The organism is Gimesia algae, from assembly GCF_007746795.1.
GTDB classification, from domain to species: Bacteria; Planctomycetota; Planctomycetia; order Planctomycetales; family Planctomycetaceae; genus Gimesia; species Gimesia algae.
In genome coordinates, this window is sequence record NZ_CP036343.1 from 4,385,838 (window position 1) to 4,399,484 (window position 13,647).

Here is a 13,647-nt window from a genome sequence, read left to right on the forward strand (position 1 = left end):
TTCCCTGTGATGCATCATGCCGGTTATGACAATATTTCTGGTCGAGAATGGACGAGAAACACTTATTTCCCACCACGCGCATCCGGTTCCTGAACTATCGTTTTAAAAATGCATCAATCTGCATTCTGAGATTATTGAAGGGTTAAATCCGGAAATGGCCCACATTTCAGACTTCAAGTGTTTCTGCTTTATCGATTATTTATGACAAATGAAACTTATTCTGATCCTGCAGCTGTTCAACAAACTGTTATAGCACCTGTAACAGCCATGGAACAACCTGCGCGCTCCAGAAACGGTTCGCAGAGGAGGCGGCAACCTGTTCCGCTTTCGATTATGGGCGGTTCTTCGGCCCCCAAAAACGCTTATATCCTGTTTCTGCTGGTGAATGTTACCTTATTCCTGAGACCGGCAGAGCTGATTCCCGCTCTAGCCAATCTGCCCATCTATGAAGTCTTGATCCTGTTATCATTTTTCTTATCCCTTGATCAAATCAAGCGAACAGTCAAACTACCGATGTTAAAACGGCAACCGATTACTCTGTGTGTCATCGGAGTCCTGGTCGCCGTTGCCATGTCACATGCTTCACACATGTATTTCTATGGCATCCACACATCAACCGTCATGTTCCTGAAAACGTTGATGTATTATCTGTTGTTGATTTGTATCATCGACTCCCCTCAGCGATTAAAAGGCCTTTTGAAAACGATTGCCATTTCATCGTCTGTCATGATCCTGCTGTGTGTGATTGATTATGTGGGAATTTTCGATTTTGAATTTATCAAACACGTCAGTGACCGCGATGGAGTTTCTGATGCAGGAGAAGTAATTCGTGTGTTCCGCATGCGAGGTACCGGGATCTTTCAGGATCCGAACGACCTGTCCGTATTGATCGTGACGACAGGCATCCTCTGCTGGTACTTTTTTAATGATCCTGCAGCAAACCCGCTGCGTTTTTTGTGGATCGTCAGCATGATCATTCTGGGAATCGGCTTGATCTATACCCGTTCCCGCGGAGGACTGTTGACACTCGGAATTGCCGGCATGGTTTTTGTTTTACCCAAGTATGGTAAAAAAGCAGCGATTGCCTGCGCTGTGGTTGGCATGGCCGGGGTAACCATTCTGGCTGGTCGACAGGGAAACATTGACCTGAATTCCGGTACCGGACATGACCGAATTCTATTGTGGCGGGAAGGCCTTTCGGCTCTCAAATCTCCGGACCTGCTGTTTGGTATCGGCGAAGGGCAGTATTCCGATCTGGCAGGATTGGCAGCCCATAACTCGTTCGTGCACGCTTTTACCGAACTGGGTCTGTTTGGAGGTACATTTTTCATCGGCTGCTTTTTCTTTGCTGCCCTGGGTTTGTATCGCCTGGCACAATTTCAAAGTAAGAGTCTCGGTAGACCCATTTTCCGTAGTCGGGAACTGGAACGGCTCTTACCCTATGTTTCGGCGATCCTGGCAGCCTGGTGTGGCGGGATGATGTCGTTATCGCGCTGCTATGTTGTTCCCACATACATGGTGGTCGGAGTTTGCGCAGCGTATCTCAATCTGGCAGGAGCCAGCCTGGCCAGGCCGACTCCACTGGTCTACTGGAATAAACAACATGTGATTTATCTGATCGGAGTGAGCATGGGAATGCTCATTGCGTTCCTTATTTTTGTACGTATTTTTGCCCATTAATATTTCATGCAGTGGTAGTACACTGAAAGTAAAACGATGAATCAACGTCGATCAGTCAAAACAAATTTATGTGCGACATGGCTCAGTCATGGAGTGAGTCTGGTAATCGGCGTATTCCTGATGCCTTACGTCCTGCATATCCTCGGGGATGCACAGTACGGTAGCTGGATCTTTATCAATGCCATTGCCGGATATTCTGGTCTCCTCTACCTGGGGTTTGGTCAGACGATCAGCCGCTACGTTGCACACTATCATGCCAGGCAGGACTGGGATCGTCTGAATCATGTATCCAATGTAATTTTTGTCATCTACCTGGGAATGGGCAGTCTGGCCTTATTAACGGCAGGAATCATCGCCTGGCTGGCACCCCACTTAAGCGACTGGGGCACAATCTCCTTATACGAAATCAGGATGGTCATTCTGATTCTGGGACTGAATGTTTTTGTCGGCATGGCAGGCAGTGTGTTTGGTGGTATCCTGATGGGCATCCAACGGTTTGACATTGAGCGCGGCGTTAATCTGACCGGTGCTCTGCTGCGACTGGCGCTGACATTGATGTTCCTGAAAGCGGAATGGGGGCTGCTGACCATTGCCCTGATTTTCTTCACAGTCACTATCGTTGAAAATATCGGTCAGTGTTATTTTGCATTCCGCCAGGTCAAGACGTTTCGCATTGGTCGTAAGTACCTGGACTGGAGCATCCTCAAAGAGTGTGGCTCATTCAGCGGCTTCGCATTTATCGATGCCATTGCCTGGACACTGATTGAAGCAACCGATTCGATTCTGATCGGAATCTTTTTCAGTCCAGCCATGATCGTCCCCTACTACATCGCGCTGCGACTCACTCAATTTATCAACATGCCAATTGCACAAATCGGAAAAGTCTTTATGCCTCGCGCAGGAGAACTACACGCCCATGGAGATCTTCGTGCATTGCAGAAACTGGTCCTGAATGGTGTTTCACTCTCCTTTCTGCTCGTCACCGGATTTTTTATCGGCGTCTGCTTCTATGGTACCACCCTGATCAATACCTGGATCGGAACGGGATACCCGGAAAGCCATGTCATTCTGATGATTTTACTGGGAGCCCGCATCGTTGCCTTACCGGTTACAACGTTCCGTTCGGTTCTGTACGGAATGGGACATGTCAAAGTTCCTTCTCTGATTTATATCAGTGAAGCTGTAGCCAATCTGATCTTGTCGTTGATTCTGATCCAGTCACTGGGTCTCATCGGCGTCGCATTGGGAACGGCAATCCCGATTATTGTTGCAGAGCTGGGAATCACCCTGCCTTATGCGATGAAGAAACTGAATATCACTACCGGTCAACTGCTGCGAACAGCGATTGCTCCCAGCCTGGCACCACTGCTGGTGCTGTTGGGCTATTCCTACTTCTTACCACACTTTTTTGAAATTCGTAATTCCTGGACCATTCTGGTGGGCGTTGCCGCCGGAGGGGGTGCCTTTCTGCTGGGCACCTGGCTGATCATTGAAAAAGGGACTTTGCTGCTACACCGCTCTGTTCCTGAATCGATTAATTCTTAGTCCTTTAGATATTTAAAATACGATGAGCATTAACATGACCACTATCAATTGCCCTGATCAAGAAATCAACCAGAATACTGAAGCTCGAACATCCGGCTCCGATACGCTGACTCTGCATATACGTGACAAAGACCAGACACAGGACTGCCTGCAAATCTGGCAAACCCTGGAAGCACAATTTGACGCCGTTCCACTGATGTGTTCCTCAGTCTGGACAGAAACCTGGATCGAACAGTATGGCGATCTGCAACCCTATTCTTTTGTGATTGCCTCTCGGAATAACACTCCCTGTGGTATCTGCCTCTTAACTGAGGGTGTCGAACAGTTTGATGGTCCGCTTCCCATTCAGACCCTGCACCTGGGAACTGCTGGAGAACCAGCAGCAGACAGTGTCTGTGTGGAATACAACTCGCTATTAATTCAACCCGCCGACCAGTCAGCATTCATGAATGCACTGGTTGAACTGCTTTCCGATAACCAGACATGGGATTCCCTGTACTTTGATGGCTTCGCCAGTGCCGAGCTCGAAGAATGGGACCTCTCAATTCCGGAAACATCAGTCCGAAAAATTGAAAGTCGCTATTTCGATCTGGAATTGATTCGTGAAGAAAAACGGGATGTAATTTCCGGTTTTGGCTATTCCACCCGGAAAAACTTACGCAAGAACATGAAGACATACGGAAACCTGACAACGGAATGGGCAGAAACCATTGAACAGGCAGAATCCATTTTCGCAGACCTGGTCTGTTTGCATCAGACCCGCTGGCAGAAAGAAGGTCAACCCGGCTCCTATGCCAGTGAACGATTTACCCGCTTTCATCAAGCGCTGATCCAGAAAATGATTCCCACCGGTCAGATGGGACTGTTTCGCGTCAAGATTGAAGACGAAGTCATTGGTTGTGTCCAGGTCCTGATCGATCGGAATCGTGTGCTCTGTTACCAGGGTGGTTCTGCTGAATATCGCGGTAAACTCAGTCCGGGAGTAATCACAGATTACCTGTGTATCGAAGAATGCTTCCAGCGCGGATTTGATGCCTATGATTTTCTCGCAGGCAACAGTCACCACAAACAGAAAATGAGTACGCACCACAGTTACCTGACCTGGGCTCACATCCAGCGTCCCCGCTGGAAGTTTACTGCACTCAATGCATTAAGAAAAATCAAACATACCATGAACCTGATTCGCAAATCAGATCAGGAATAATTTGACTCAATGGATAGAACATGATGAGTACAATCGAAGCCATTAATACAGTCGACATTGCAAACCGGGATGTGCCTTCAGGTAAACGGTTGCGCGTCTGCCACTTAAGCCTGACGCTGTGCACGGGAGGTCTGGAACGCCTGCTGGTCGATTTTGCCCGCTATCATAATCGAGACCAGTTTGAACTGGAGTTTATTGCGCTGGGAGAAACAGGAACCCCGGCGGAAGAAATTCAACAGATGGGATGTCCGGTCATACAGTTTCCTCTGACAGCGCGAGGTAAACTCGATAAGATCAGGCAGTTATCTGACTTCCTGAACCAGAGGGACTACGATCTGTTGCATACACACAATGCCTACCCCCACTTTTATGGCAGCCTGGCCGCTTATCGTTCCCGGATTCCCGTAACGATTCAAACTCGCCACGGCAGACGTTTTGGAGAGACTTTCAGTGAACGGATGCAATTTGCCATTGCCAGTCGATTTGCTGACCGCGTTGTCTCCGTCTCAGACGACACCAGTTTGCGCTGTAAGAAAATCGGCTGGCTGAATGACAAAAAAGTGACTCGCATCTGGAATGGCATTGATGTCGACCGGTTTGTCTTTACCGGCCCTGCTGAAAAACTGACCGCGATTACCGTTTCTCGACTCTCACCCGAGAAAGATCTCGCGACCATGCTACACGCAGTTCACCAGGTAGTACAGGAGATTCCCGAATTTCGACTCCTCATCGTAGGAGACGGCCCCGAACGAGCCAGACTCCAAAGGATCACCGCTGATTTGAAACTGGAATCACAGGTTCAATTTCTGGGAGAGCGCAGCGATGTTCCTCAATTGCTCAGCCAGGCAGGATTTTATGTTTCCTCGTCTCTGACGGAAGGTATTTCTCTCACTCTATTGGAAGCCATGTCAGTTGGCTTGCCAATCGTTGCTACTCATGTTGGTGGAAATCCTGAAATAGTACAACAACCGACAACGGGATTACTGGTTCCGTCTGCAGATCCTGTATCTCTGGCATCGGCTATGATTCAGATGTGCCAGAACCAAAGTCAGTGGACAGAAACCGGCCAACAGGCACGCAAACGAGTTGAACAGCATTTCAATATCCGCACCATGATCAAGGATTACGAAAGCCTGTATCTCGATATTTTAAACACTTCTGTAAAAGGTCAATCGCCATGCAGACAAATCTGATACAGAAACAACATGAAGCATGCTGGACCATCAAAGAAGATCAGGACGACACTGGTTTTCAATCCCTGCAGGTTGACTTCTACACCTTGGATCCCGGTCATTTCCACTCACTATCTGTACTGTATCAGAGTTGGGTGGAACTGTTTCAAAAAGATCCTCATTCCGAACTCAATCAGCATCCCGATCATGTGCTCCGTATCTCTCCCCTGCTGCAGAATGAGCATACATCTAAGAGCGGTCACTTCATGCTATGTCGTAAAGGTAATCAATCTGTTGCAGCAGCGGTCCTGCTTCCCAAATCTTTAAGTACAAAAATACTGCGTGGAATCGGTCCCCCCCGACAGATAGGCGGATACATCCTGTCCGGCCAGAGATTTCTGATGTCAGAAGACTATCAGCATGACCAGGCATTCCATAAATTCCTGCTGGAAGCAACGATCTCTTTCTGTAGCGAAAACGCAGTCAGATTTTTATTACTGGAAGATATTCTGATCGATGATCCTCTAAATCAATCACTGAAACATCTTTCTGATCATTGTTTAGCCTATTCCCATACCGGTTTTCAGCCGCGAAGTCTGATTCAGTTTCCAGAGAATCCGATTGAGTATTGGAACAAGTTTCGTTCCAAATCGCGCCGAAAACATCGCAAATTATTACGCGATAATTCTGAGCTGCAACTGGTCCGCGTGACGCGTCCTGATCAGGTCGCGGAGTTTCTCGAATCAGCACACCAGATCTCTCTGAATACCTGGCAAACACAACGTCTGGGATTGCGAATTAAAAACGACGACAAAGAGCTGGAAGAAATGATGTTCCTGGCTTTGAATGGCTCATTACGTTCGTATCTCATCCTGGATAAAAACAAACCGATTGCGTTCAAGATAGGCAGCCAGCATCGAGGTGTTTACCACGATTTGGAATTTGGTTTCGATCTGGATTATGCCAGCATTTCCCCCGGAGAAACCTTGCTGTTACTGATCCTGGAAGACCTGATTGAATCCGACACACCCCGTACTTTTGATTTTGGAACTGGTGATGCGGAGTACAAACAACGCTACAGTTCCGAAATGACGCAAAGTCGATCGGTACTCCTGTTTCCTTCTTCGTTGAGGAATAAATGCTTACTCCGTTATCTGAAATCATCCTGCTGGATTGACCAGTTTTCCAGAAAGGTCCTTAAATCTTCCGGCGTCTATACCGCATTGCGTCAGTTATCACGGTATCGGAAGCTGGGCAGTCGCTAACGAATGATCAAAACAACACGAGTAACATCTACTGAAGTCAGGCCTGCCATGAAAATTTTATTCCTTTCTAATGTGTTTCCTAACCCGTTACATCCCGGGAAAGGTACGTTCAACCGCTCCATGATTGAATCGCTCTCCCAATTACATCGCGTACATGTCATCACACCGGTCTCCTGGATTGATGAAGCTTCGCATGTCATCAAAAACAGAAAGCGGATGGATCGAAAGTGGATGCCCTTTGAAAATACTGGCCAACTCAGTATGGAGTATCCGCGGTTCTACTATCCGCCGAAGATACTGCACCAGCATTATGGACAGTTTTTGTCATGGTCTCTGCACCAGAGTCTGCAGCGAACCATCTCGAGTTTTCAACCTGACATTATCTTGTCTTACTGGTTACACCCTGATGGTGAAGTTGCTGTCAAAGCAGCACGTGAGCATGGTATTCCCGTCGTTGTCATGACCGGAGGCAGTGACGTGCTGCTGCTCACACAAAATCGGAACAGAAAACGTGCCATTCAAAACGTGCTTCAGCAGGCAGATGGTGTGATCACCGTCAGCAAAGACATCGTGAATGCGGTCTTAAATCTACAGGTTCATCCGGAGAAAATCCATACAGTCTACCGTGGCGTTGATTGGGAACTGTTCAGTCCCGGCGATCAACGGACCGCTCGTGAGCGTCTGGGACTCCCCCTGGACCGAAAAATCATTGTCAGTGTCGGACGCCTGGAACCGGTTAAAGGACACTCGGTACTTCTGAATGCCTGTGAGAAAATAAGTAAAGTGGGCACTCAATTTACGTGCTATGTTTTAGGTAATGGTTCTCTGGAATCAGCATTATTACAAAAAATAGAACAAAAGGGATTAAGGAAGTTCTTCCAGTTAAAGGGATCACAACAGCAACACCGACTGGTGGACTGGTACCGTGCAGCCGATATCATCGCCTTACCCAGTCTCTCAGAAGGGATTCCCAACGTACTCCTGGAATCGATTTCCTGCGGTAAACCGTTTGTAGCCAGCCGTGTGGGTGGAATTCCCGAGATCGCAGACCCTGACTGTGATCGACTGGTGACTGCTGATAATTCGAGTGAACTGGCTGTGGTGCTTTCGGAAATGATGGAATCTACGGCTCTGCCTGAAAGTCGGGATTTTAAACCTGTGTCATGGCATGAATCGTCATTACAGATCAGCCAGATTTTGTCTGACTGCAGTACACGTTACACAGCTGGCCTGACCGGACTGCAGAAAACACGATCGTCTTATCAGCGTAAAGACAAAAAAACAAAACAACAGATCTGAAAAAGCCGCCATGAATGTTATTCGTCAGTTCGTCAAGAATACAATACCTGCAGTGATCCCGCGGAAACTGTATATAGTTCACGGCGATGTCAATCAATGTGATTCGGCCCCTGACGCCAACTGCGGCAATACACACAGTAAACCACTCATCAATATTGCCTTCACTTTCGATGATGGTCCTCACCTGGAAATCACCCCTCAACTGCTGGACGTCCTGCAAAAACATGAGCAACAAGCCACGTTTTTTGTCATCGGGGAGAAGGCTCGGAAATATCCTCAACTGATTGAACGGATCGTCTCAGAAGGACATGAGCTCGGCAATCATACGTTAACTCATTCTGAGCCGGCACAGACATCCACACGAGACTTTCTTGATGAAATTCAGCAGACTGATCAGATCCTGGAGCAGATCACCGGCAGGAAAGCGAATCTGGTTCGTCCGCCGAAAGGCAAACTGAATCTCGGCAAACTACTGGGACTCTGGCGTCAACGACGTACGGTGGTCCTCTGGGATACCGACCCCCGTGATTATTTAATGAGCGACAACTCTGAAATCATTAGCTGGTGTCAGAACTACCAGCCCGTTTCTGGAAATTTCTGCCTGATGCATGACAACCACCCTTACGCAATTGAAGCGGTCCGGCAGCTCTCAGAATGCCAGCACACCCGTATTCAGTCGCTGGCAGTCAGCCACTGGCTTGAAAAAAAAACACAGCACTCAACGCGAACAAAGCAGGCTTGCGCCTGAGATAGAATATTGAAAGAACAACAACACCATGTCCACAATTATCACTCGGCCGACCGACACTTCTGATTCCCGGGATAATACATTTCCGGAAGGATCACGAAAACGGCTGCTGCTCGTCAGCTATCATTTTCCACCGGTCGGTGGAGCCGGCGTACAACGTCCGGTAAAATTCGTTAAATATCTGCGCAAATTCGGCTGGGATGTGAGTGTGCTGATGGCAGCCAATCCCTCTGTCCCCGTATTTGACAACAGCCTGCTGGTCGATATTCCGGAAGAGACGAATCTGGTCAAAGCCCGGACCTGGGAACCGGATTATTCTCTTAAAAAGAATATGGCCAATAAAAATCAGAATACTCAATCAACCAGTCTACTGTCTCCTGTGAAGTCGGCCTGCCGCAAGATTGCCCGGTCAGGTGCCGGGCTGTTACTCCAGCCCGATTCTCAAATCCTGTGGTATCCCAATGCACTCAAAGCGGGAAAAATACTGCTGAAAGAAATGCATCACGATGCCATTCTCGCAACTGCCCCCCCCTACTCTAATCTGATTCTTGCCAGCAAACTGAAACGAATCACAGGGCTGCCGTTAGCCGTAGATTTCAGGGACGAATGGGACCTGAGCAGCAAGTACCTGGAAAATCATCAGCAGGACCGCATTTCGCATCTGATCCAGACCCCTTTACAGAAATCGGTCATGAAACACGCTGATGCCATCGTCGCCACGACCAAAGCCAGCACCCAAAGACTTCTCGACCGCGCACACCATTTTGGTACAGACGCCATTGGCAAATGCATCTACAACGGCTTCGATATGGATGACTTTGATCACCTGGATGAACCTCTGCGAAAACCGCATTCCCGTACTGCACAGAAGCGATTTCGAATCGTCTATACGGGTACACTTTGGAATCTGACAACAGTCGAACCACTGATTCATGCAATTGAAGCCGTCCATCAAGTACAGCCTGAGATCCTTGAAAATCTGGAACTGCAGTTCATAGGCAGAAAAACGCCAGAACAACAGGCTCTATTGGAGCGAATCAAACAGACAGCCTGCACCTTAATTACGGAAGATTACTGTGCGCATCACGAAGCGTTGAAAAAAATGGCAAATGCAGACGCCCTCTGTTTGCTGCTGAGCGATGTCGAAGGAGCCCACCGTGTCGTTCCAGCTAAACTGTTTGAGTATCTGGCGATAAAACGGGAAATCCTGTCGATTACCCCTTCTGGTGAGACAGCAGATATCCTTGGCAGTTTCTGGCCCGCATCCAATTTTCGTGCAGACAATATTCCCGGGATGGCAACCTGGTTAACAGAACGACTCACAGAAACACATGATGCCTGTATCTCCCAGCCGGAACAGGTCGTTCAGTTCAAGCGGGAATATCAGGCAGGACAACTGGCAGATCTGTTGAACCAACTGGTGAACAGCACAGTCTGATCGATTAGGTATCGTATCTCAATACAATAAATACGAAGTGAGCAGAATATGAAGTTCTGGGAAGACCTGAAAGCAAAATCAGAATGGTGCTACGGGAGCATCACCTATCGCAGCCTGTTGAAGACCTGCCTGACGGATGGCACGATGGCAATGCTGTGGTATCGACTGATGCAATGGTCTGATTCATGGAAACTGTTTCCGCTTTCCATGATTTCCAATAAATGCAATGCCATCTTCTGCCAGTGCATCATTGGTCGAGGCGCCAGTTTTGGAAGACGGTTTGTGATCATCCACAGTCAGGGAATCGTGATCAACGGCTCAGTCAAAGCGGGTGACGACATCAAGCTCGAACACCAGGTCACCATCGGTGCAGAACGCAATACTTCACCTGAACTCGGCTCCGATATTTTCATTGGCGCAGGAGCCAAGATCATCGGTGGTATCCAACTGGGATCGCATTCCAAAGTCGGTGCAAATGCTGTCGTTGTAAAAGATGTTGCCCCACACACAACCGTTGGGGGCATTCCCGCGCAGGTAATCAAAGTTCACAACGACAATCAGCCGATAAAACAGATCGAAGTGAATCAGGCTGAATTACCTTACAAGCAGCTCCAGAAAGGATCATCCGCATGAACCCACTTCTGATCGCCAGCCTGTTCTGGACCTCCCTGTTTCTGATCGGTTTTTCCTATATAGGTTACCCTCTGGTGATCTGGTTTCTGGCACGTAAATCATCCAGACAACAAGTCAAAGCAGAACGGAAACCACTCGATACAAATGCTCTGCCGAAGGTTTCGATTATCATCGCCGCATATCGCGAAGAAGCCGTGATTCTCGAACGACTCAATAACCTTGCCAGGCTTGATTATCCCACATCCAAACTGGAAATCCTGATTGGCTGTGATGGAAATGAAGACCTGACGGGAGAGCTTGTCAACTCCTACGGCGATGATCAGATTCGTTTGATCCAGTTTGAACAACGTCGCGGTAAAGCTTCGGTTCTGAATGATTGTGTTCCCCTGGCTTCGGGAGAGATTCTGGTTTTTTCAGATGCGAACACCAACATGGATCCACAGTGTATCAAGCAGCTCGTGCGACATTTCCCAGATGAATCAACAGGCTGCGTCTGCGGGCAACTCATACTGGAAGATGCAGAAACCGGTAAAAACGTAGATGGCCTGTACTGGAAATACGAAAATTTTCTCAAGCATTGTGAGACCCGTCTCGGCGCAGTACTGGGCGTCAATGGTGCTCTCTATGCATTGAGAAAATCGCTCTACCAGCCCATTCCCCCAGATACCATTATCGATGATTTTCTGATTGGCATGCGGGTTCATCTGGCAGGACGACGTCTGATCTACGACGCGACAGCATTCGCAGTCGAGGAGACAGCTACTTCCGTTCAGGCCGAATTTAAACGACGCATTCGTATCGGCACCGGAGCGTTCCAGAGTCTGAAACATTTGAAAGGACTTTTGAATCCCCGTTATGGCTCGATCGCCTTCGCCTTCTGGTCACACAAACTGTTGCGCTGGTTCTGCCCCGTCTTCATGGCTCTGGCATTTCTGAGCAATCTGATTTTATTAAATCAACCGCTATATCAGGCAACACTCGCGGTACAGTTACTGTTTTATACTTCTGCAATAGTTGGTATGAAACTGAAAGGTGGTAACCGCCTGGTGAAACTCTGCCGCGTTCCCGGTATGTTCGTTCAGATGAATCTGGCTCTCGGGATCGGTCTGTTTCGCTGGATCTTTACCAGACAAAGTGGAATCTGGGAACGGACCGAACGCAGCCTGCCTGCTTCAGTACCAGTCAACGATCAGGAGATCCCGGAAACGGATCCCGTCGTCAGCGACTCTGAAACGCTGACTGCTGATACACTCCCCTTTATAAAAAGCTGAACCATTATGTCCCCGTTACTATTTACCTGTATCACAATCTGCTTCACCTTACTGCTCGGTCTGGCTGTCGGAGTCTGTCTGGCCATCCGGGCTCGGAACATGCAGTACTGGCTTCCCGCTTACTTTTTTTCCAAACAACAGAAACAGAAGATCTCCTTCAGCCCGGCTCAACCCCGACATATTTTCATTGCGGTCTGTGACCACTTTGAGCCGGAATGGGGTAACCCCACAAAATCGGAAGCGATTGCCCGCGTCGATCGCTGGTGTGAAGAATACCCGGCTCGATTCTCTCGATTTAGCGATTCACGGGGACAGGTGCCACAACATACATTCTTCTACCCGCAGGACCAGTATGCGCCCGAGTATCTGGATCGTCTGGCTTCCCTGTGTAAACACGGCTACGGGGATGTGGAAATCCATTTACATCATGATCACGACACAGCGGATGGTTTGCGGCTGAAAATGAACGAATTTCGTCAGACCCTCTTTGACCGACATGGCCTGCTGAGAAAAGATCCACAGACAGGCGAGATTCTCTACAGCTTCATTCATGGAAACTGGGCACTCTGCAATTCGCGCCCCGATGGTCGTTGGTGTGGTGTTGACAATGAGATTGAAATTCTGCTGGAAACCGGCTGTTACGCTGACCTGACGATGCCCTCTGCACCCAGTAATACTCAGACTGAGATCATCAACAGCATTTACTATGCAAAAAACCGCCCTGGAGAACGAAAATCACAGAATCAGGGGGTTCATGCCCAGGTCGGCCAGACACCTGCGCCAGACAGCCTGCTGATGATTCAGGGACCATTAAGACTCGACTGGAGTCAACGAAAATGGGGACTGCTGCCTCGTATTGAAAATTCCGATCTACACGCGGGACGTCCCGCGACAGTCAATCGATTACATCACTGGCTGGCCGCAGATGTGCACGTTACCGGGCGTCCCGACTGGAGTTTCATCAAACTACATACCCATGGGGCCAAACCGGGCAATATAGAGACCCTGTTGGGACCGGAAACAGAAGCTTTTCATACAGAACTCCGCGCAGAAGCGGAACGGCATCCAGAGTGGAAATATTATTATGTCACGGCCTGGGAAATGGCCGCCCTGATCCATCAGGCGGAACAGGGAGCGATCGTTCCTGATTTTGAAGCCATTCCCGCAGCCATCTGCCCCACTGGTCAATATGGAGACTCCTGTGTGCTGCGATAGAAAATAAAGAATGTTATCATTCTATTTTTCATACGATTTCAGCGGATGCCTCTTTCTGAACAAATTCGCATTGACCAGAATATTAAGATTTGTCAAGATCATCGGCGAAGGTGATATGGTCGATTAATCTTCCTTCAGACTTCCTATCTTATCATTCGATACCGAAACACCGGCAAG

At 48.5% G+C, this 13,647-nt stretch carries 11 protein-coding genes; all 11 read left to right on the forward strand.

Features of this window, described 5'->3' with window-relative positions; genetic code table 11:
• Positions 1 to 267 precede the first annotated feature (267 nt).
• From Pan161_RS16240 to Pan161_RS16290, 11 genes are read left to right on the forward strand one after another with little or no spacing between them, the layout of a single operon-like run.
• Positions 268 to 1,680 (forward strand): O-antigen ligase family protein, encoded by a 1,413-nt coding sequence (locus Pan161_RS16240; protein ID WP_232103273.1) that lies wholly within the window; start codon positions 268 to 270, stop codon positions 1,678 to 1,680.
• 36 nt (positions 1,681 to 1,716) lie between these two features.
• Positions 1,717 to 3,225 carry an oligosaccharide flippase family protein gene (locus Pan161_RS16245; RefSeq protein WP_145228644.1) on the forward strand — a complete coding sequence of 503 codons (1,509 nt, stop codon included), beginning with the start codon at positions 1,717 to 1,719 and terminating at the stop codon, positions 3,223 to 3,225.
• 34 nt (positions 3,226 to 3,259) lie between these two features.
• Complete coding sequence (locus tag Pan161_RS16250) at positions 3,260 to 4,429, forward strand: GNAT family N-acetyltransferase (RefSeq protein ID WP_197995344.1); 1,170 nt, start codon at positions 3,260 to 3,262, stop codon at positions 4,427 to 4,429.
• Between the two features lie 20 nt (positions 4,430 to 4,449).
• Positions 4,450 to 5,622, forward strand: coding sequence for a glycosyltransferase (locus Pan161_RS16255; protein WP_232103276.1), 1,173 nt, complete (start codon positions 4,450 to 4,452; stop codon positions 5,620 to 5,622).
• Positions 5,607 to 6,866: a GNAT family N-acetyltransferase gene (locus Pan161_RS16260; RefSeq protein ID WP_145228646.1), complete on the forward strand. Its 1,260-nt coding sequence runs from the start codon at positions 5,607 to 5,609 to the stop codon at positions 6,864 to 6,866. Before Pan161_RS16255 ends, Pan161_RS16260 begins: the two co-directional genes overlap by 16 nt.
• A 48-nt stretch (positions 6,867 to 6,914) precedes the next feature.
• The gene (locus Pan161_RS16265) at positions 6,915 to 8,165 is read left to right on the forward strand and encodes a glycosyltransferase (RefSeq protein ID WP_197995345.1); all 1,251 of its coding nucleotides are present in this window, start codon (positions 6,915 to 6,917) and stop codon (positions 8,163 to 8,165) included.
• Positions 8,166 to 8,175: 10 nt separating this feature from the next.
• Positions 8,176 to 8,913 (forward strand): polysaccharide deacetylase family protein, encoded by a 738-nt coding sequence (locus Pan161_RS16270; protein WP_145228648.1) that lies wholly within the window; start codon positions 8,176 to 8,178, stop codon positions 8,911 to 8,913.
• 28 nt (positions 8,914 to 8,941) lie between these two features.
• A complete protein-coding gene (locus Pan161_RS16275) occupies positions 8,942 to 10,351 on the forward strand; it encodes a glycosyltransferase family protein (protein ID WP_145228649.1) in 1,410 nt (469 codons plus the stop codon).
• Positions 10,352 to 10,399: 48 nt separating this feature from the next.
• Entirely contained in the window at positions 10,400 to 10,984 is a 585-nt protein-coding gene (locus tag Pan161_RS16280) for a serine O-acetyltransferase (protein WP_145228650.1), read from the forward strand.
• Positions 10,981 to 12,255: a glycosyltransferase family 2 protein gene (locus Pan161_RS16285; RefSeq protein ID WP_145228651.1), complete on the forward strand. Its 1,275-nt coding sequence runs from the start codon at positions 10,981 to 10,983 to the stop codon at positions 12,253 to 12,255. Before Pan161_RS16280 ends, Pan161_RS16285 begins: the two co-directional genes overlap by 4 nt.
• 6 nt (positions 12,256 to 12,261) lie before the next feature.
• Positions 12,262 to 13,470 carry a hypothetical protein gene (locus Pan161_RS16290; RefSeq protein WP_197995346.1) on the forward strand — a complete coding sequence of 403 codons (1,209 nt, stop codon included), beginning with the start codon at positions 12,262 to 12,264 and terminating at the stop codon, positions 13,468 to 13,470.
• Positions 13,471 to 13,647: the final 177 nt, after the last annotated feature.

Excerpts from the sequence above, each read along its gene's own strand:
- Pan161_RS16265 (WP_197995345.1), top strand. The coding sequence starts at position 6,915 with ATGAAAATTTTATTCCTTTCTAATGTGTTTCCTAACCCGTTACATCCC.
- Pan161_RS16280 (WP_145228650.1), top strand. The coding sequence starts at position 10,400 with ATGAAGTTCTGGGAAGACCTGAAAGCAAAATCAGAATGGTGCTACGGG.
- Pan161_RS16275 (WP_145228649.1), top strand. The coding sequence starts at position 8,942 with ATGTCCACAATTATCACTCGGCCGACCGACACTTCTGATTCCCGGGAT.
- Pan161_RS16240 (WP_232103273.1), top strand. The coding sequence starts at position 268 with ATGGAACAACCTGCGCGCTCCAGAAACGGTTCGCAGAGGAGGCGGCAA.
- Pan161_RS16255 (WP_232103276.1), top strand. The coding sequence starts at position 4,450 with ATGATGAGTACAATCGAAGCCATTAATACAGTCGACATTGCAAACCGG.
- Pan161_RS16285 (WP_145228651.1), top strand. The coding sequence starts at position 10,981 with ATGAACCCACTTCTGATCGCCAGCCTGTTCTGGACCTCCCTGTTTCTG.
- Pan161_RS16290 (WP_197995346.1), top strand. The coding sequence starts at position 12,262 with ATGTCCCCGTTACTATTTACCTGTATCACAATCTGCTTCACCTTACTG.
- Pan161_RS16245 (WP_145228644.1), top strand. The coding sequence starts at position 1,717 with ATGAATCAACGTCGATCAGTCAAAACAAATTTATGTGCGACATGGCTC.
- Pan161_RS16250 (WP_197995344.1), top strand. The coding sequence starts at position 3,260 with ATGACCACTATCAATTGCCCTGATCAAGAAATCAACCAGAATACTGAA.
- Pan161_RS16260 (WP_145228646.1), top strand. The coding sequence starts at position 5,607 with ATGCAGACAAATCTGATACAGAAACAACATGAAGCATGCTGGACCATC.
- Pan161_RS16270 (WP_145228648.1), top strand. The coding sequence starts at position 8,176 with ATGAATGTTATTCGTCAGTTCGTCAAGAATACAATACCTGCAGTGATC.